Annotated in this window: 16 protein-coding genes; 14 read left to right on the top strand and 2 right to left on the bottom strand. The window is 45.1% G+C overall.

What is annotated here, in order from left to right; all coding sequences use genetic code 11:
* Positions 1–24 precede the first annotated feature (24 nt).
* The 11 genes from raiA to argH all read left to right on the top strand — a co-directional run bounded on the left by raiA (position 25) and on the right by argH (position 14535).
* Positions 25–573, top strand: a complete 549-nt coding sequence (gene raiA, locus MHI25_RS28740) for a ribosome-associated translation inhibitor RaiA (protein WP_036678506.1) — start codon at positions 25–27, stop codon at positions 571–573.
* A 269-nt stretch (positions 574–842) separates the two neighbouring features.
* Positions 843–3350: a preprotein translocase subunit SecA gene (gene secA / locus MHI25_RS28735; RefSeq protein WP_036678509.1), complete on the top strand. Its 2508-nt coding sequence runs from the start codon at positions 843–845 to the stop codon at positions 3348–3350.
* A 367-nt stretch (positions 3351–3717) separates the two neighbouring features.
* A protein-coding gene (gene prfB, locus MHI25_RS28730) for a peptide chain release factor 2 (RefSeq protein ID WP_139329815.1) occupies positions 3718–4831 on the top strand; the annotation gives its coding sequence in 2 pieces (ribosomal slippage) (positions 3718–3789 and positions 3791–4831; 1113 coding nt in all).
* Between the two features lie 102 nt (positions 4832–4933).
* Complete coding sequence (locus MHI25_RS28725; protein ID WP_036678511.1) at positions 4934–5818, top strand: YitT family protein; 885 nt, start codon at positions 4934–4936, stop codon at positions 5816–5818.
* Positions 5819–6001: 183 nt separating this feature from the next.
* A complete protein-coding gene (argC, locus tag MHI25_RS28720) occupies positions 6002–7051 on the top strand; it encodes an N-acetyl-gamma-glutamyl-phosphate reductase (protein ID WP_218642206.1) in 1050 nt (349 codons plus the stop codon).
* 20 nt (positions 7052–7071) lie between these two features.
* Positions 7072–8304: a bifunctional ornithine acetyltransferase/N-acetylglutamate synthase gene (gene argJ / locus MHI25_RS28715; RefSeq protein ID WP_076282429.1), complete on the top strand. Its 1233-nt coding sequence runs from the start codon at positions 7072–7074 to the stop codon at positions 8302–8304.
* Positions 8305–8345: 41 nt separating this feature from the next.
* The gene (gene argB / locus MHI25_RS28710; RefSeq protein WP_076282430.1) at positions 8346–9176 is read left to right on the top strand and encodes an acetylglutamate kinase; all 831 of its coding nucleotides are present in this window, start codon (positions 8346–8348) and stop codon (positions 9174–9176) included.
* Positions 9177–9245: 69 nt separating this feature from the next.
* The gene (locus MHI25_RS28705) at positions 9246–10532 is read left to right on the top strand and encodes an aspartate aminotransferase family protein (RefSeq protein ID WP_076303605.1); all 1287 of its coding nucleotides are present in this window, start codon (positions 9246–9248) and stop codon (positions 10530–10532) included.
* The gene (gene argF / locus MHI25_RS28700; RefSeq protein ID WP_076182119.1) at positions 10529–11497 is read left to right on the top strand and encodes an ornithine carbamoyltransferase; all 969 of its coding nucleotides are present in this window, start codon (positions 10529–10531) and stop codon (positions 11495–11497) included. The genes MHI25_RS28705 and argF overlap by 4 nt, the downstream gene beginning before the upstream one ends.
* A gap of 292 nt (positions 11498–11789) precedes the next feature.
* The gene (locus MHI25_RS28695) at positions 11790–13025 is read left to right on the top strand and encodes an argininosuccinate synthase (RefSeq protein ID WP_076305768.1); all 1236 of its coding nucleotides are present in this window, start codon (positions 11790–11792) and stop codon (positions 13023–13025) included.
* A gap of 94 nt (positions 13026–13119) precedes the next feature.
* Entirely contained in the window at positions 13120–14535 is a 1416-nt protein-coding gene (gene argH / locus MHI25_RS28690) for an argininosuccinate lyase (protein ID WP_036678523.1), read from the top strand.
* A 66-nt stretch (positions 14536–14601) separates the two neighbouring features.
* Here argH and fliB read toward each other — a convergent pair whose 3' ends face one another.
* Positions 14602–15846 carry a flagellin lysine-N-methylase gene (fliB, locus tag MHI25_RS28685; RefSeq protein WP_076123859.1) on the bottom strand — a complete coding sequence of 415 codons (1245 nt, stop codon included), beginning with the start codon at positions 15844–15846 and terminating at the stop codon, positions 14602–14604.
* A gap of 365 nt (positions 15847–16211) precedes the next feature.
* Here fliB and MHI25_RS28680 point away from each other — a divergent pair, with 365 nt between their 5' ends.
* From MHI25_RS28680 to MHI25_RS28670, 3 genes are all read left to right on the top strand, one after another.
* Positions 16212–17411 (top strand): phosphoenolpyruvate hydrolase family protein, encoded by a 1200-nt coding sequence (locus tag MHI25_RS28680; protein WP_076182123.1) that lies wholly within the window; start codon positions 16212–16214, stop codon positions 17409–17411.
* A 152-nt stretch (positions 17412–17563) separates the two neighbouring features.
* Complete coding sequence (locus MHI25_RS28675) at positions 17564–18772, top strand: Tm-1-like ATP-binding domain-containing protein (protein ID WP_340394690.1); 1209 nt, start codon at positions 17564–17566, stop codon at positions 18770–18772.
* 43 nt (positions 18773–18815) lie between these two features.
* Positions 18816–19652, top strand: a complete 837-nt coding sequence (locus tag MHI25_RS28670; protein WP_038573568.1) for a phosphoenolpyruvate hydrolase family protein — start codon at positions 18816–18818, stop codon at positions 19650–19652.
* A gap of 113 nt (positions 19653–19765) precedes the next feature.
* On the opposite strand, the gene MHI25_RS28665 is transcribed toward MHI25_RS28670, so the two are convergent.
* Positions 19766–20554, bottom strand: a complete 789-nt coding sequence (locus MHI25_RS28665) for an alpha/beta hydrolase family protein (RefSeq protein ID WP_076182126.1) — start codon at positions 20552–20554, stop codon at positions 19766–19768.
* Positions 20555–20700 lie beyond the last annotated feature (146 nt).

Raw genomic sequence — 20700 nt, 5'->3', positions numbered from 1 at the left:
GGTGTAACTAAAGGAGGAGTGGCCATGCAATTCACCATTCGAGGTCAACAAATTGACGTGACCGACGCTTTGAGAGAGTATGTTGATAAGAAGCTCAGCAAACTTGAGAAGTATTTCGAAGCACCCCCTACCTCTGAAGGGTCTGTGACGCTTGGCGTAGTTCGCGGCCTTCATACGGTGGAAGTAACCATTCCGCTTGCTGGCGTGACGCTTCGTGCGGAAGATCGCAGCGATGACATGTATGCTTCCATAGACGCCGTTGTGGACAAGCTGGAACGCCAAATTCGCAAACACAAAACGAAGCTGAACCGTAAGTTCCGTCAAGAGGGACTCAAGACGCTGTTTGTGGATGGAGCTAGTGCCGCTGTTGCTGTAGAAGAACAAGATTATGATGATTTAGAAGTGGTTAGGAACAAACGCTTTACGATGAAGCCGATGGATGTGGAAGAAGCGATTCTTCAAATGAACATGGTAGGACATAATTTCTTTGTGTTTTCCAATATCGACACCTCGGAAGTTAGCGTAGTTTACAAACGTGATGATGGTAAATATGGACTGATTGAACAGGGCTAAGATACGATGATGCCAGTTATGCTCTAAGTATAAAGGGCCTCGAGAGTTAGTCAGGACTTAAGAAATTTAAACCGAGCCCCTATTCGCTTATAGCGAATAGGGCTCTTGTGCGTATATATGAAAAATGTGGCTGTTACACCTTGTATTGCGGCATCTCTTACAAACTGTTACAATTTATGAAGCAGCGGAATCGAATTTATAAATGGCCCTTTCAATTTTGTGAGGATGGGCTCGGTTCCACCATCTGTGTTGCATGAAAGGGGTTAACCATGCTAGGACTTGTAAAGAAAATATTCGGAGACACAAACGATCGTGACGTTAAACGTCTCATGAAGACAGTCGATGTAATTAATGGATTGGAGCCGGAATTTGTAGCACTATCCGATGAAGCTTTAAAAGCTAAGACGGAAGAGTTCCGCGCCCGTATTGAGAAAGGCGAAACCTTGGAAGAAATTCTTCCTGAGGCGTTTGCAACCGTACGTGAAGCTTCCAAACGGACGCTTGGCATGCGGCATTTTGATGTACAATTAATTGGTGGTATGGCTCTGCATGAAGGCCGAATCTCCGAGATGAAGACTGGTGAAGGTAAGACTCTAGTAGGAACATTGCCGGTTTACCTGAATGCTTTGCTTGGTAAAGGCGTACATGTAGTAACGGTCAATGACTATTTGGCTCAGCGCGACAGCGCACAAATGGCACAAATCTATAACTTCCTGGGCATGACGGTTGGGGTTAACCTAAGCGGTATGGACCATGCTGATAAACAAGATGCTTACGCCTGCGATATTACGTATGGCACGAACAACGAATTTGGTTTCGATTATTTGCGTGACAACATGGTGCTTTATAAAGAACAAATGGTTCAGCGCCCTCTTTATTTCTGTATTATTGATGAAGTGGACTCCATTCTTATTGATGAAGCCCGTACACCTCTTATCATTTCCGGACAAGCTGAGAAGTCTACTGAATTGTACTTTGCAGCAGACCGTTTTGTGAAAAAGCTTAAAGCTGAAGAAGACTACACAGTTGATATCAAAGTGAAGTCCGTAGCCTTGACTGAAAAAGGTGTAGCTACTGCTGAACGTGCTTTTGGTATTGAGAACTTGTATGATCACAGTCATGTAACCTTGAATCACCATATCGTCCAAGCCCTGAAAGCAAACGTAATTATGCGTCGTGACGTAGATTACGTTGTTAACGAGGGTGAGGTCGTTATTGTTGATGAATTTACGGGACGTTTAATGTCAGGCCGTCGTTATAGTGACGGTTTGCACCAAGCGATTGAAGCGAAGGAAGAAATCGAAGTACAGAATGAGAGCATGACGCTTGCTACGATTACTTTCCAGAACTATTTCCGTATGTATCGCAAATTGGGCGGTATGACAGGTACAGCTAAAACTGAGGAAGAAGAGTTCAAGAAGATTTATGGTCTTGAAGTTCTTCAAGTCCCTACGAATAAACCAAATCAGCGCATAGATATGCCGGATGTCGTCTACAAGAGTGAGAACGGTAAGTTCAACGCTGTAGTGGCAGAAATTGTAGAACGTCACAAAAAGAACCAACCTGTACTTGTGGGTACAGTGTCGATTGAGAATTCAGAGCTCGTATCTGAAATGCTGAAGCGCAAAGGCGTTAGACACCAAGTGCTTAACGCGAAGCATCACGCTGCGGAAGCTGAAATCATTACACATGCAGGTCAGCCTGGTACAGTTACGATTGCTACCAACATGGCAGGTCGTGGTACGGACATCGTTCTGGGCGAAGGTGTGACAGATCTTGGTGGTCTGCATATCATTGGTACAGAGCGTCATGAATCGCGCCGGATTGATAACCAGCTGCGTGGTCGTGCGGGTCGTCAAGGGGACCCGGGTTCTACACAATTCTACTTGTCCCTTGGGGATGAGTTGATGAAGCGTTTCGGCGCTGACAACGTTTTGAGTATGATGGATCGCCTTGGGTTTGAGGAAGATCAGCCGATTGAGAGCCGCATGATTACGCGTGCTGTGGAATCTGCTCAGAAACGTGTTGAAGGTAATAACTTTGATATTCGTAAAGTCGTATTGCAATATGATGACGTGATGAATCAACAGCGTGAAATTATTTATAAACAACGCCGTGAGATTCTGGAGTCTGAAAATATTAAAGATATCGTACTTGAGATGATCAAGCCAGTTATTGAACGTATTGTTCATGCACACTGCAGTGACGATATTCCTGAAAACTGGGAGCTGCAAGAAGTTGCTGATTACGTTAACAGCAAGCTGCTTGAAGAAGGTGCTTTGACTCGTGATATTCTGTGGGGCAAGGAAGCAGAAGAGATCATTGAGTACATCTTTGAACGTGTACTTGAGAAATATGCTGCTCGTGAAGAACGCCTAGGTTCAGAATTGGTACGTGAATTCGAGAAGGTAATCGTGCTGCGCTCCGTGGACAGCAAGTGGATGGATCATATCGATGCGATGGATCAATTGCGTCAAGGGATTCACCTACGTGCTTACGGTGGTACAGATCCACTTCGCGAGTATCAATTCGAAGGATTCGAAATGTTTAATACTATGACGGCTACGATTCAAGAAGAAGTAGCTACTTATATTATGAAGGCTCACATCGAGACAAATCAGGAGCGTCAATCCGTTGTAGAGGAAAATAAAATTTCCACTAACAGCGAACCTGCTGAGAAACGTCCGGTACATGTTGAGGCGGCAGCTGGTCGTAATGATCTTTGCCCTTGCGGAAGCGGCAAGAAGTACAAGAACTGCCACGGTCAAAACGCATAAGACAAACGTTTAGTAGCGCTCATATTCAGGTGTTGAAGATGTAAGTCTTTAACCCTGATCTCTATGGGTATACTAACCATAAAGAGCGGCTGGGCCCGGGGGTATCCCCCGTTTACGGCCCAGTCGCTTTTTTTGGATATTTAGCACTTTGAGTGAATGTGGAATGGAGAGAAGGTTTGGAACTGGAGAAACGGAGTGTTCGCCTTTGTTTCGGGATTCCAACCGCTATGCGGTTATCAATTCAAGGAATCTGGAAACAACAGCGATCGGAAGTCCAATCCTTCTCGGAATGGCTGAACATTCACTCATTACTAACTTTCCAATAACGACGACCGTAACAACCTATTTTGAAAGGTGAAGTGACCATATGATTGAAGCTAATGTAAAGCAGGATCTGCGTGAAATAGGCAAGAAACTAACTGACCTTAGGGGGTCTCTTTGACTTAGATCTTAAGCAAGAGATGATCTCGAACTTTGAAGAAAAAATGGCTGCTCCAGGCTTCTGGGATAATCCAGAGCAGGCACAGAGCGTGATCGGCGAGATGAATGCCGTGAAATCGTCCGTGGATCAATACGAGAAGCTGCAACAAGAATACGACGATGCTGCGATGATGGCAGAGCTTGCGGATGAAGAGGGCGATGAAGATCTTGCGGCAGAGATTGGGGAGACGATCAGCAGTTTAGGCAGCAAAGTGGATGAATTCGAGCTGCAATTGCTACTTAACCAGCCGTATGACAAGCTGAATGCTATTCTTGAGCTCCATCCGGGTGCGGGCGGTACGGAATCCCAAGACTGGGGCCAGATGCTACTGCGGATGTATACCCGTTGGGCTGAAAAACGTGGATTCAAGGTTGAGGTGCTGGACTACTTACCGGGTGATGAAGCGGGAATTAAGAGTGTTACACTACTTATTAAAGGCTTCAACGCCTACGGATATCTGAAAGCTGAAAAAGGTGTACATCGGCTAGTACGGATTTCTCCGTTTGACTCTTCGGGCAGACGGCATACCTCTTTTGTATCCTGTGATGTCGTTCCGGAAATTGCCGATGATGTAGAAGTTGAAATTCGTACTGAGGATTTGAAGATCGATACGTATCGGGCGAGCGGCGCCGGTGGACAGCATATCAATACCACAGACTCTGCGGTGCGGATTACTCACTTACCTACGGGTGTGGTGGTAACCTGTCAGAACGAACGTTCACAGATCAAAAACCGCGAACAAGCGATGAAAATGCTGCGTTCCAAGCTATATGAGCGCAAACTGCAAGAGCAGCAGCAGCATTTGGATGAGATTCGCGGTGAGCAATCCGATATTGCTTGGGGCAGTCAGATCCGTTCCTATGTATTCCATCCGTATAACATGGTTAAGGATCACCGTACTTCCGTGGAAACGGGGAATGTGGGTTCTGTTATGGACGGAGATATTGATGTATTCATTGATGGTTACCTGCGTAGCCAGATCAAGATTGAGGCAGAATAAAAGAGAGAGTTTCGGGGGAAACGGATACCATTCATGGATTAGGATGGGATGGCCGTTTCTTCTTTCGTAGAGCAAGATGACACTTTAAGGAGAGCCTTTGAAATGCAAAAAGTCAATTCACGTAATAAACCCCCACTGATTCCTCTGAATGGGCCACTCCGACATGTGGTGGATACGATGTTAATTTTGCTCGGATCGCTAGTTACAGCGCTGGGGTTTAATCTTTTTTTTCTGCCTAATCATATTGCTTCTGGTGGTGTATCCGGTCTGTCGGTATTGGCTGAAGCTTGGTTTGGGGCTGAGCCGGCATTTACGCAATGGGCGCTTAATATTCCGTTGTTTGTACTCGGGGTAATCTTCTTGGGTAAACAATACGGAGTTCGCTCGCTCCTTGGGAGCTTTGTGTTGCCGCTCTTTATCTTGTTGACAAAAGATTTGCCTGCACCTACCACCAATCCACTCTTAGCCTCCATTTATGGCGGTATCTGTGTGGGGGTGGGGTTAGGTCTTGTGTTCCGCGGACGGGGCTCGACAGGTGGACTTACTATTTTGGCGCAGATTATTCAAAAGATATCCGGTCTCAGCTTCTCGATTTCTGTAGTGCTGCTGGACGGGACGGTCATTGTGCTGGCTGCTTTTATACTCGGTATGGAACAAGCACTGTATGCACTGATCGGTCTGTTTGTTACAGGTAAGGCCATTAATGCGATAGAGGTAGGCTTCCGTTATACAAAGGTGGCTTACATAATCTCGGACAAGACGGAAGAAATATCTGAGGCGATTTTGAATGATCTGGATCGGGGTCTGACGAAGCTGGATGCACATGGCGGTTATACTGGTGATGAGCGTACGGTGCTAATGGTTGTAGTAGGTCAGAATGAGGTTTCCAGATTAAAAGCGATTGTTCAATCGGTAGATACTAGTGCTTTTGTGATTATAACTGAGGCGCATGAGGTGCTGGGTGAAGGCTTTAAAAGAGAAGTGTAATTTCTCCGAAAGGAGAAGCTACGCTTCTCTTTTTTTGTAAATAGAATTATATTTAGGAATAAAGAAAGTTAACACTATGTGTTGTATTTATATTAATTCAGTCGTATAATAATACATATTTCTAAGACGGTATGCATTATATTATTTATTATAATTCATGATAAGCAGGAAGTGGGGATGACAGTGGAAGGCAAGCTGAGAGCGGCGATTGTTGGATCAACGGGTTATGGGGGCGTAGAGCTGATTCGGCTGCTACAAAGTCATCCTAAGGTAGAGATTACTTCGGTAATTTCCTCATCAAGTGCAGGGGATGCTATAGAGGAAGGTTTTCCGCATTTGACGGGCATCATTGATCGAAGGCTGGATGGCGTTGACCCGGCTCAGATGGCTGAGCGGGCGGATGTGGTATTTACGGCAACGCCGTCGGGTGTGAGCGCAAAGCTGGTGCCGCAGCTGCTGGAAGCTGGACTTAAGGTCGTGGATCTGTCCGGTGATTTCCGATTGAAGGATGGTGCAGAGTATGAGCACTGGTATAAACATCCCGCTCCGGCTGATGAATATCTAGAGCAGGCTGTATACGGACTTTGCGAGGTGTTTGGAGAGCGTGCGGCTGGGGTTGATTTTATATCTAATCCAGGCTGTTATCCTACAGCTACACTTCTTGGACTAATTCCTGCAATTCAGGCAGGTTGGATTAAGCACGACAGTATTATTATTGATGCGAAATCAGGAGTTACTGGAGCAGGACGCGGAACAAGCCTGATGGTACATTATGCAGAGATTAATGAGAACTTTAAAGCTTATAAAATCAATAAGCATCAACATATACCAGAAATTGAGCAGACGCTCACAGAGATTGCGGGAGAAAAGGTAACGGTAACGTTCACCACACATCTCGTGCCGATGAGCCGGGGAATTATGAGTACGATGTATGCAGGGATGATGGACAATTATACGGAGCAGGATTTTGTGAATTTATACCGTGAATATTATGCGGGCCGGCCATATGTGCGGGTGCGTGATGTAGGTGTGATTCCGGCGACAAAAGAAGTTAGCGGCTCTAATTATTGTGATATTGGATTTGCAACAGATGCTCGTACAGGGCGGGTGACCATAGTCTCCGTCATTGATAATGTTGTAAAAGGTGCGGCAGGGCAGGCAATACAGAACCTTAATTTGATGATGGGATGGGAGGAAACCCTTGGCCTCGGCTACACACCTGTGTATCCATAAGGATCAGCGGTACAAATAATATGAGCGAGATTGAGTTATTTACCACCTTGGAGGGTGGAAGCATCACTTCACCTAAGGGTTTTAGGTCCGGAGGATTGCATTGTGGATTGAAAAAAACAGATCGCAACGATCTCGGAGTGATTCTGTGTGAAGTTCCGGCAACGGCTGCGGCCGTGTATACTACGAATGTTTTTCAGGCGGCCCCGCTGAAAGTGACTCGGGAAAGCCTTTCGAACGGAGTATTGCAGGCGGTTATCGTGAACAGCGGGAATGCCAATGCCTGCACAGGCGAACAAGGTGAAGCAGATGCTTATGAGATGCGCGCTGCTGCGGCTCAGCATTTAGGTGTGGCCGTTAATGATGTGGCTGTTGCTTCGACTGGAGTTATCGGTGAACTGTTGAAGATGGACTGCGTACGTACCGGAATTACTGCAATACCAGAGAAGCTGGATGGAGGAGCTATTGGCGCGGAGGAATTCTGCCAAGCTATACTTACCACTGATTTAGTTAAAAAAGAGATCGCCGTGAAGGTGCTCGTTGGCGGTGTAGAAGTTACAATTGCCGGAGCTGCAAAGGGCTCAGGGATGATCCATCCTAACATGGCTACCATGCTTGGCTTTATGACCACGGATGCTGATATTGCAGCGGAGGATTTACTTAGTCTTCTGCGTTCAGCTACGAATGTTACTTTTAATATGATTACAGTCGATGGAGATACTAGTACCAATGATATGTTAGTGTCGATGGCGAGTGGGCTTGCCGGTAATGAGAAGCTGACACGACTGCATCCGGATTGGGACGCTTTTGCTGCTGGATTCACGTATGTGTGCCAGACGCTTGCCAAAGCGATTGCTCGAGATGGCGAAGGTGCAACTCACCTGATTGAGGTTCAAGTGAATGGTGCTGTTCATGATGAGGCGGCGGCAGCGATTGCCAAAACAGTGGTTGGTTCTAGTCTAGTGAAATCTGCTATTTTTGGAGCGGATGCGAACTGGGGACGGATTATTGCTGCGGTTGGACGCGCGGGTGTTCCGGTATCTCCGGAGCGTGTGAACATTTCGTTAGGGGATATTGAGGTGCTTTTGCACTCGAAGCCAGTTGCTTTTGACGAGGAAAAGGCTTTGGCCTATTTGCAAAAAAGTGAAACTGTGCTGATCACTGTAGATCTGCATGATGGAAGCGGGAAAGCAACGGCTTGGGGCTGTGACCTAACTTACGATTATGTGCGTATTAACGCCGCATATCGCACTTAATTTATGGCGTGTTAAGCCCATAAGGGAAGGATACCGATTATATGACGCTAAATAGCGAGCTTGAACTTATAGATGCTTTAGATGGTAGTGGATTGTTTGTAATGAAATGCGGCGGCAGTACGCTTGCGGCTCTACCTGATTCTTTTTTTGAGGATTTGCGAGATTTGCAGGAGGAGGGCATTCAGCCAGTAATTGTTCATGGTGGAGGGCCAGCCATTTCCGAGAATCTAGCGAAACTGGGCATTGAAAGCAGCTTTGTGAATGGCCTGCGAGTAACCACCGAGGAAGTACTAGATGTTGTAGAGATGACGCTGGCAGGAAGTATAAACAAGGCGATTGTCCGGCGAATTCAAGGGAGCGGCGGTCTAGCTCTGGGGCTTTCGGGCATCGATGGAAATATGATTATTGCTAAACCAGTGGCGAACAGCGACGAAGTAGGTTTGGTAGGAGAAGTAACAGAAGTTAAGGCTGAGATCGTAACTGGTATTGTTGGGATGGGTTATATTCCTGTCATTGCACCTATCGGAGTAGATACAGCAGGTCAGCGCTACAATATTAACGCAGATACGGCAGCAGGGGCAGTTGCTTCCTATGTGGAGTCTCCCAAAATGATCGTCGTCACAGATGTTCCAGGCATCATGAGTACAGTGGAAGGTGAAAAGGTTGTGCTTCCCTCCGTTACTGTACAGGAAATCGAAGCCTTGATCGAAAGTGGGGAAATCTACGGTGGCATGATCCCTAAAGTGCGGGCAGCTATAGATTGCATTCAGGGCAGCGTATCAGAGGTTATCATTGTGGATGGAAAAGAACCACGGGTGCTTAGTCGAGTACTGCAAGGTGAAGCGATAGGTACACGTATTATTCGTTCGTAGGATCATAGATGAATACAAATTAGAGGCGCAGCCTGTTCACAGGAGCAGCCGATGGGAGAGTGACTTAGAATGAGCAAGCTTACACAAGCGGAGTTGGGTTCGCAAGCAGGGGCACAGCAGACCGATACAGTAGGATCAGGTACACCGGATGTTGCAACAAGCAAGCTGAGTGCAGTGTTCCCTTCTTACGCCAGATATGATCTCAGCTTAGTTAAAGGCAAGGGTACCTGGGTATGGGATGATAAAGGCAATAAGTATCTGGATTTCACCAGTGGATTGGCTGTGACCAGTCTAGGTCATGCTCCTGAAAAAGTCGGCGCTAAGCTGAAGGATCAGATTGATACGCTCTGGCATGTCTCGAATCTGTTCCATATTCCGGGACAAGATAAAGTTGCCAACCTTCTGACAGAGAATAGCTGCGCTGATCAAGTCTTTTTCTGCAATAGCGGGGCAGAAGCGAATGAGGCTGCTATTAAGCTGGCCCGCCGTTACCATCAGAAGATTAAGGGTGTCGACCGTTATGAGGTTATCACATTCGAACAATCCTTCCATGGACGTACACTGGCCACACTAACAGCTACAGGCCAGCAAAAGGTGAAAGAAGGGTTCCTGCCACTTCCAGCAGGTTTCAAGACCGTACCCTTGCATGATCTCCCAGCGTTAGAAGCTGCTATCGGAGATCATACAGCTGCTATCATGCTGGAGATGGTACTTGCAGAGGGTGGCGTGCTTGAGGTAGAACCTGAGTTCTTGAACGCTGTAGTGGCCTTGTGTAAGAACCACGGATTGCTTCTGATTGTAGATGAAGTACAGACAGGTATGGGACGTACAGGCAAGCTGTTCGCTCATCAGCATTATGGAATTGAACCGGATATTTTCACCTTGGCTAAGGGGATAGCTAGCGGGTTCCCGGCAGGTTTAATGCTTGGCAAAGGGTATTTGCGTGAAGCCTTCTCAGCGGGCAGCCATGCGTCCACCTTCGGGGGAACACCGCTAGCAACAGCTGTTATGGCAGCGACGATTGAGACGATGCTGGAAGATGAGCTTCCACAGCGCGCCGAAGATATGGGTAAGTACCTGACAGGTCTTTTGAAAGAGAAGCTGGCGGACTGTTCTTTTGTGAAGGATATCCGTGGTAAAGGGCTGTTGATCGGGATTGAATGTCAATCCCCAGTGGGCGATATTGTACTGGCTGGACAAAAGAAAGGCCTGTTGTTCGTGACAGCCGGTCCTAATGTCCTTCGTCTGCTGCCTAATCTATATGTAAGCAAAGAGGAGATCGACCAAGCGGTGGACATCCTATGCGAACTCATTCATACTTATGCTAAACAAGCAAACGGGGAGGTAAGCTCATGAGTCAGGGCGTACAGAGTAACAAGCACAACATTGCGCAGCAACTGAAAGGCCGTGATTTACTGGAGCTGAACGACTACAGCCCGGAGGAAATTACGTATCTGATTGATTCGGCGATTGAGCTGAAGAAGAAGCAGAAAAATGGCGAAGAATTTCAGCCGCTGAAGGGAAAGACGATTGGACTTATTTTTGAAAAATCCTCTACACGTACACGTGTGTCGTTTGAAGTTGGAATGTATCAGCTGGGAGGGCATGCCCTTTTCTTGAGCAAAAATGATATCCAGCTTGGACGCGGAGAAACTGTTGGAGATACAGCGCAAGTAATGTCGCGTTATCTCGATGGAATTATGATCCGTACCTTCGGTCATGACAAGGTTGAAGATCTCGCTCGTTATGCTTCTATTCCCGTAATCAACGGTCTTAGTGACCTGGCACATCCTTGCCAAGTGCTGGCCGATTATCAAACGATTTATGAGCACAAAGGAAAGCTCAAGGGCCTGAAGCTGGCTTACATCGGCGATGGCAACAATATGGCGCATTCCTTAATGATTGGCGGAGCTAAGCTGGGCGTGGACGTATCTATCGCCGGACCGGAAGGTTATGAGCCAGATGCAGCGGTTGTCGCAGAAGCTCGTGAGATCGCTAAAGAAACCGGAGCGAAGATTGTGGTCACTCGCAGCCCGCAAGAAGCTGTACAAGACGCTGACGTCATCTATACAGACGTATGGGCGAGTATGGGCTTCGAGGAGGAGCAAAAGGCACGTGAAGCGGCATTCAAGGACTATCAGGTTAATGAGGAGCTTGTAAAAGGCGCTAAGAGCGATTATCTCTTCCTGCACTGCCTGCCAGCCCACCGTGAGGAAGAAGTCAGCACAGGCGTGATTGACGGCCCTAACTCGGTGATCTTTGATCAGGCTGAGAACCGCCTGCATGCGCAAAAAGCTTTAATGGCTGCGTTGATGAGTTAAGGAATTTAAAAAATATAAAATATAAATCACTATATAAATTGAATTAATGTTGGGCGAAGTTAGACTTTGGACGATGGAGTAATGGAGCGGAATTTTTGGAACTGTAGGAGCGTAGCGTTCGCCTTTATCATCAGATTTTATCCGCACAATGCGGTTTGAATTAAAAGAAATCTGATGATAACAGCGACCGGAAGTCCAAATATTCAGTGTAATTGCGATTTATCGTCAGAGTGCTGGCAAAGGCACGTTTATTTTAATTTATATAGCCCACACGAAAGGAAGTTGCCACACCATGGCTAAAGAAAAAATTGTACTCGCCTATTCCGGCGGATTGGATACATCTGTTATTTTAAAATGGCTTAAAGAAACTTATGACGCGGAGATCATTGCCTTCACTGCTGATATCGGCCAAAAGGAAGAGCTCGACGGTTTGGAGGAAAAAGCACTCGCTACTGGCGCATCGAAAGTATACATCGACGACCTGCGCGATGAGTTCGCTAGCGATTTCATCTATCCAATGTTCCAATCTGGTGCCCTTTATGAAGGCCAATACTTGCTCGGAACTAGTATTGCTCGTCCATTGATCGCCAAGCGCATGGTAGATATCGCCATCGCTGAAGGCGCAACGGCTATCGCGCACGGCGCGACAGGAAAAGGGAACGACCAAGTCCGTTTCGAGCTTGGCGTAGCTGCATTGGCTCCGAACATCAAGGTGATTGCACCTTGGCGTCTGGAAGAGTTCCGCAATCAATTCCCAGGTCGTGCGGAAATGATCGCTTATGCGGAAGCTAATGATATTCCGGTACAAGCCTCTGCGGCGAAGCCGTATTCGATGGACCGTAACCTGCTGCACATCAGCTATGAGAGCGGCGTATTGGAAGATCCTTGGTTCGATCCAAGTGCACCAGAGAACAAAGGAATGTTCCTACTGAGCAATGCTCCTGAGGATGCTCCGGATGAAGCGGAATATTTGGAGCTCGAATTCGTTAAGGGAGACTGTGTAGCCCTGAATGGTGAGTCCTTAAACCCACTTCAAGTGATGGAGAAACTTAATGAGCTAGGCGGTAAACATGGTATCGGACGTGTGGATATGGTTGAGAACCGTTTTGTCGGCATGAAGAGCCGCGGCGTGTATGAGACTCCAGGTGGAACAATCCTGTTCGTCGCTCATCGCAAAATGGAATCCATCACGATGGACCGTGAAGTGATGAACCTGCGTGACAGCCTGATCACTCGTTACAGCACTTTGGTGTATAACGGTTTCTGGTTCGCTCCAGAGCGTATCGCACTGCAAGCTCTTGTAACACAGAGCCAACAAAATGTAACGGGTACTGTTCGTCTTAAACTGTACAAAGGCAACATCATCGGCGCTGGAGTGAAGAGCCCAGTCAGCCTGTACAATCCTGAGATTGCAACGATGGAAGCTGATCCTACACAAGCTTATGATCAAGGGGATGCCACTGGTTTTATCCACTTGAACGCTTTGCGCCTTAAAGTTTCTACAGGTGTAAATGGAGCTTCTAAATAGTACGATAACATAAACTTAAACGGGCAACCCCGAAGGCCGTTCCTCCCGTCAGGATAGGAGCGGCCCTCTGGCGTCCAAGAGGAGGAAACTACAGGTGAGCAAGCTTTGGGGCGGACGGTTTACTAAAGGAACAAACAAGCTGGTGGAGGAATATACGGCTTCCATTGGCTTTGATAAGGCTTTGGCCAAAGAGGATGTACAAGGCAGTCTGGCGCATGTCACAATGTTGGGCAAGTGCGGAATCCTTCCACAAGAAGACGTGGAAACAATCAAACAAGGTCTGAACAAAGTGCTGGACAAGGTCAATGCTGGAGAGGTTGTTTTCTCAGTATCGGATGAAGACATCCATATGAATATTGAAAAACATCTGATCGAGGAAATCGGTCCAGTTGGTGGTAAGCTGCACACAGGACGTAGCCGTAACGATCAAGTGGCGACGGACATGCACCTTTATTTACGTGGCCGTGTAGTTGAGCTAGTTAGTTTGCTGCATGAGCTGCAGGAAGCTTTGATCGAACAAGCAAAAGACAATGTGGAGACCATCATCCCTGGTTATACGCATTTGCAACGGGCACAGCCGATTCTGTTTGCTCATCACTTGCTGGCTTACGTATCGATGTTCCGCCGCGATGCAGAACGTCTGACGGACAGCTACAAACGGATCAACGTGCTGCCACTCGGAGCAGGAGCGCTTGCGGGAACGACCTTCCCGATTGACCGTCATTTTGTAGCGGAACAACTGGGTTTTGACAGTGTGTATGAGAACAGTCTGGATGCTGTCAGCGACCGCGATTTCATCGTGGAGTTCTTGGCGAATGCTTCCCTTATCATGACACATCTATCCAGACTCAGTGAGGAACTGGTCCTGTGGAGCAGCACAGAGTTCAGCTTTGTAGAACTGGATGATGCTTTCTGCACAGGCAGCAGCATTATGCCGCAGAAGAAGAACCCTGACGTACCAGAACTGGTACGGGGCAAAACAGGCCGCGTTTACGGCAACCTGATTGGCTTGCTGACGGTGCTGAAATCATTGCCACTGGCTTACAACAAGGATATGCAGGAAGACAAAGAAGGCATGTTCGATACGGTTACTACGCTGACTGGTGCACTGCAATTGTTCGCGCCGATGATCTCCACTATGAAGGTGAACAAAGGTCGTATGCGTGAAGCTGTGAACACGGATTTCTCGAATGCAACGGATATAGCCGACTTCTTGGTAGGTAAGGGGCTTCCTTTCCGCCAAGCGCATGAGGTAATTGGGAAAACGGTACTCTACTGCATCAACGAAGGCAAATTCTTGTTGGATTTGACGCTGGAAGAGTTCAAGCAATTCTCACCGCTGTTCGACGAGAATATCTATGCTGTTCTTCAACCGGAAGCTGTAGTTAACGCTCGTAACGTTTATGGCGGCACAGCCACTGTTCAGGTGAAGGCTGCAATTGAACGGGCAGAGCTGGCATTGCACGAAGCTAATGAATGGGTTGTACAACACGGAGACGCTATATTGTGAAAATATGATATAAATCCCGCCTCGCATTGTTAATAATGCGGGCGGGATTTTTTTGGGAAATATCTTTCAGTTATTAATTAGTATAGCCATATATGCCATTGAGGTGTATTCATTTCTCTTAAGCAATTCAATAACCCCACGTAAGTACAAGGAATCATGCTCAACCGATTTGGCAAAGGATTGAATTAATTTAATTACGTGATCAACCCCGAAATCCTCCTTGTGATGTCCAGCCATGCCAATCAAATGTAATTTGATTGATGAATAGTGTACTACAAGCATAATATAAGATTCGAAAATATCTGTATCATCTGAGCTTGGAAATAGATTTTTGTAAACATAATTCACTAAATAGTTCTCTAATATATATTCGTTAGCTCTCATAAATGGATCATAGTAATCTGTGTAAGCAAGTTGGTATCTTTCTGTAATTTCCTCAACTGTTGCATCTTTCGTATATTGAATGCCCTTAAGTACCTCTGCAAAACACTCCATATATCGTGTGCTCAGCACCCCCTGAGATACACGAATATCGGCCAGTGCTTTTAGAAGCTGCATTTGAATGGTTGTTGAGGTGGGGATAGCTGATAAACCTTCCCGGAAGCTACCGTCTTCTAACAAGGTATTATAGGAGGCGATTTGCTGAACAATTTCATCTAATTTTCCTTCTGAAAGGTATCCTTGTACTTTTTGATAGAACATTCCAAGCACAATTAATCTATGTGCTATGGTATAATTTCTATTTTGTAAGACTTGTATTGTGAAAATACGGAGATCCCAAAAATATTCATCAATTCTGTGCTTAGTCTTTTCACGATTAGTGTTTAATAGTCTACTCATGGGATATCTGATATTCATGGATTCTTCAATCTCATTAAATTGAATACCGTCTGGGTTTAACAAAGCTAGACGAGCCGCTTCAGGACAAGATAATGTGGCGGATTTCTCTAAATTTCCATTTACCTGATTGGTTATACGAGGGTAAGAACTACAAATCTCAGATAAGTAGTCTTCTCCTAGAGACTTTTGTATAGAACACAATTTTTCTTCATTTAGAAGAGGACAAGAGGCATCGGATTTCATCGCTATTTTTGCATAACTAGCTTCTGATGGGTTAGAACGTTTGCGTTTTATATGTTTATTTAGTGATGATTTCATTTCTCTATCGCCTACATTTTTATACTTTTTATAGGTTTGCCGATCAATATCAACATTCCAGCCTATACAACATGTATCTTCACAATCTGATCCAATACAAGAGAATTTCTCCAAATAAGCAGGAATAAGAACGATTCGTTTTTTTTCTGTCATGATCTATTTCTCCTTACGGTGTAGAATGCTATGTAGATTTATTATCGGCAGATATCATGAACAAATGAATGCTTATCTCCTTCTTAAAGGTAGTTCATGTCAGTACATCACGGAATCTCAATTTATCGGTGTATGGGGATCTTTTGTGCTACAGCATTGGTATAGTGCTAGTTTTGGTCCCGTGGAGAGCTTAGCCCTCTCGAGCATACGGAGACGCTATATTGTAAACCGTATCAATATCAAATCTCGCCTCAGACCTTTATAGGTATCAGGCGGGATTTTTTTTATTATCTAAATGAACTATGACTGGATTAGCAGTGTTCTTTACGGTTATCCTTAGGTTAGAGATAGGAGGGTTCGTAGGTATGAACAGAGAGCAAATCCTAGACGAGCTTAGATCGGAATTAAAAGTAGGCAATCATATTATTGGAGTAGCCACCGGTGCTGGTATAACGGCAAAGTATGCGAAGCAAGGTGGAGCTGATTTCATTCTGATGTTAAACTCGGGTAAATTTCGCCAGATGGGGAGGAGCTCTCTCGCTGGTATTTTACCATTTTGTAATAGCAATGATATGGTGATGGACTTTGCATCTAGAGAGATCATACCGTTGGTCAGAGATATCCCTATTATTTTTGGCCTCAATGCAACTGATCCGACCAAAGATATGGAATCCTATATAAGTGAAATAAAGAATAGAGGCTTTGCCGGCATTAACAATTACCCCACGGTGGGTTTAATAGATGGTCAATTTGGAGAAGCGCTCGAAGAAGAGGGGAATGGTTATCTACTTGAAGTAGAAGCCATAAGAATAGCCCATGAGAAGGATTTGTTTACCATTGCTTTTGTATTTGACGAAATCCAGGCAGCACAGATGATTGAGGCTGGAGCGGATATTATCTGTGCACATCTAGGTCTAACAGAAGGCGGGTTATTAGGCGCTAAAAAAGTATTCTCTCTGGAAGCTGCCAAGGTTAAAGCGGACAAGATATTTAATACATGCAATGAGCTAAAGCCTGATTTAATTAAGCTGGTTTACGGTGGTCCGGTGAAAACGCCAATTGATGTGCAATATATGTACAGCAATAATCAAAACTTGATGGGATATATCGGAGGCTCTGCTTTTGAAAGAATTCCCTCGGAGAAGTCCATTACGAATATAACCAAAGCTTTTAAAGTGTCGGGGACGCTGGATGAAGATGATTTTATGGTCAAAATGTTAGATGGCATCACAAAGCACTATGATTATGTTGAATTTGTAAAAGAATACGTAGCTCAAAATTATAGGAATGAGATCTTGTTTGCAGATTTAGCTAAGGTGGCACATGTATCCCGAAGTTACTTGAGTAGTTTGTTCACCAAAAAAGTAGGCTGCAGCTTCCAAACGTATCTCGTGCAATTTCGGATGGATAAGGCGGCGGAAATATTACATAGAGACCCTATCCAGTTATCTGAGCTAGCGCCATTAGTTGGATACCAGGATTATGCGCAGTTTAGCAAAATGTTCAAGAAGTATAAAGGGTTCTCTCCAAAACAATATAAATCTAACATAAACACAAAAACATAAGACATAAAAGCGTTTTCATCGATAAATCAAAGAAGTATGATTAACTCATAAGTTGATCATGCTTTTTTTTGAAATATAAGAAAGCATAAGTTTCACATTATACATTATCCTTATATTTCTTGTTGTAGATATCTGAAGAGGAGGTTGAAGAAATGAAGACGATTGCTATTGCCGGAACTTTTGACACCAAGGGTGAAGAATATCTCTACATTAAAAATTTACTGGAAAGCTTGGAGCTGGGTACATTTACAATTCATACAGGTGTGTTTGAGCCCACTTTTACACCGGATATCTCTAATAGAGAAGTAGCAGCAGCCGCGGGTATAAGTATAGATGAGCTCGTTGCCAAAAAAGATAGAGCACTAGCAACAGAATTATTAGCCAAAGGTATGGAAAAATTAGTACCTGAATTATATAAGCAAGGCAAATTTGATGGAATTATCTCCTTTGGGGGCACTGGAGGCACTTCACTTGTAACACCGGGTATGCGGGCATTACCTATTGGTGTACCTAAAGTGATGGTTTCGACCGTAGCTTCAGGGAATACTGCTCCATATGTAGGCACTAGTGATATTGTCATGATGCCATCCGTAGTGGATGTTGCCGGACTAAACTCTATTTCAACAAAGATTTTTACCAATGCAGCTTTCGCCATCGCCGGTATGCTTAAATTTGAGAATAAACAAGTGATAGAGAAAAAACCATTAATAGCTACAACGATGTTTGGGGTAACAACCCCCTGTGTGACGGCAGCCCGTAACTATCTTGAAGCTAGAGGCTATGAAGTGCTTGTATTCCATGCAACAGGTGTAGGCGGCCAGTCCATGGAAGCGCTAATCGAGGCTGGTTTTATTGAAGGTGTATTGGATCTGACCACAACAGAATGGGCGGACGAAATTATTGGTGGTGTGCTAAATGCTGGACCTCATCGGTTAGAAGCTGCTGGAAAACATCATATTCCACAGGTTGTATCGGTAGGCGCGGTTGATATGTGCAACTTTGGCCCTTATGATACGGTACCAGCGAAATTTGCTGGGCATAAGTTTTATAAACACAATCCAACAGTTACTCTGATGAGAACAACAGTAGAAGAAAATGAAGCTATCGGCAAAAAGCTTGTCGAGAAATTAAATATGGCCAAAGAGAAAACGGTGTTAATGCTGCCGCTTAAAGGGATATCCGGCATTGATGTTGCAGGGGAAGCTTTTTATGGGGTAGAGGAAGATCAAATGTTATTTGATACCTTAAGAAATGGTGTAAACAGAAATGTTGTCGAGGTTATCGAAATGGATTGTGCCATTAATGATGTGGAGTTTGCAGAAGCAGCAGCGCAGAAGCTAATAGATCTCATGAGCAAATAAGATTTTTATAAGATAAATAAATATTTAAATGGAGGCGTTACACATGAACAAAAATACAAGAACTGAAATCATGGCGAAGTTTAGAGAAGAAGTGGCAAATGGAAAGATTCTTTTAGGCGTGGGAGCCGGCACAGGGATTACTGCAAAAAGCAGTGAAGCTGGCGGAGCGGATATGCTGATTGTTTATAATTCAGGAAGATACAGAATGGCAGGCCGTGGATCACTGGCAGGGTTATTATCTTATGGGGATGCCAACCAAATTGTGGTCGAAATGGGCTCGGAGGTATTGCCTGTTGTAAAAAACACCCCTGTATTAGCAGGCGTATGCGGAACAGATCCATTTAGAGTAATGGAGGTTTATTTAAAACAACTTAAGGAACAAGGTTTTAGCGGCGTACAAAACTTCCCAACCGTAGGTTTGATCGATGGCGTATTCAGACAGAATCTAGAAGAGACCGGCATGGGATATGGTTTAGAAGTAGATATGATTAGAGCTGCGCATGAATTGGATATGCTCACCACTCCTTATGTATTTGATCCTGAGCAAGCAAAAGCCATGGCAGAAGCAGGCGCAGATATTTTGGTGGCACATATGGGCTTGACTACCAAAGGTACAATTGGAGCTAAGACCGCTCTTACTTTAGATGATTGTGTAGAAAGAATTGAAGCGATTATTAAAGCAGGGAAAGCTGTAAATCCAGATATTATGGTGATTTGTCACGGTGGACCGATTGCAGAGCCGGAAGATGCGGCGTACGTAATTGAACGGACAGAAGGCATAGACGGATTCTTTGGTGCATCTAGTATTGAAAGATTTGCTGCTGAAAAAGGAATCACAGAACAGACTGGATTATTTAAAAATATCACCAAACAAGCATAATTGCCTTCGGCGTCCTTATAATTAAAAAGAACCCTCCGAAGAGGGCAATCTGAGTAGAACAGATATTAAGATGCAGCTTATGGCTGCATCTTTTTGTTGTCTATTAAGTACAGCTAGTTACTTTTTAAAGGTAGCCATGCCAGCACATCGCGGATTTTGGCATCCCAGTATCCCCATTCATGTGTCCCCGGACCTTCTTCATAGGTTAAAGAAAGTGAGGTTGCCTGGCAAGCATCGCGGAATCTCAAGTTATCGGTGTATAGGAAATCTTCTGTGCCACAGCATTGATACAACGCTGGTTTTGGTCCCGTGGAGCGGTTCACTTCCTCAAGCAGCCAAAGAAGGTCTTCCGGCGTTCCGGCGGTATCTTCTTTTCCGAAGATCATTTCGTATTCTTTGCTTTTAGTGGTAGCACCTTCCCCGTTCAAGAAATTATGCGCCATATCAAGTGCTCCAGACAAACTCGCTGCCGCTGCAAAAGACTCGGGTCTACGCAGTCCCAGCTTAATTGCTCCATAACCACCCATAGACAACCCGGCTACAAAGTTCTCCTCGCGTTTATCGGATAGCGGGAAAAATGAGCGTGCCAACATTGGCAGCTCCTCACTAATGAAGGTCCAATAACGGCCTCCCATCGCCATATCTGTGTAGAAACTGCGGTGCACATTTGGCATTACCACAGCTATCCCCATCTCCGCTACATACCGTTCTATAGAAGTCCGGCGCAGCCAGATCGAATCATCGTCAGACAAGCCATGCAGTAAATACAAAGTAGGGTGAAGATCACCTCTTGTTACATTACTCATCCCGATTTGTGTAGTTGTTTTTTGCGGCAAAATTACAGTCATTGAGGTATTCAAACCTAGTACTTCAGAATAAAATTTGCACTCTATTAAAGCCATTTCATTCATCTCCTCTCTTTCCAAATCATAGCATAGACCTAAAGTGAGAGATATTGTAGAAATATCTGAATTATAAGGGTTTTGAGGATTGCTGTAGCTGGATATGAGAGAATATAATGGAAGTAGAAAATTTAGGAAAAACGTGC

Origin of the sequence: Paenibacillus sp. FSL E2-0177 (assembly GCF_037992975.1) — a bacterium.
GTDB classification, from domain to species: domain Bacteria; phylum Bacillota; class Bacilli; order Paenibacillales; family Paenibacillaceae; genus Paenibacillus_AQ; species Paenibacillus_AQ odorifer.
This window is presented reverse-complemented; position numbering and strand designations above follow the sequence as displayed.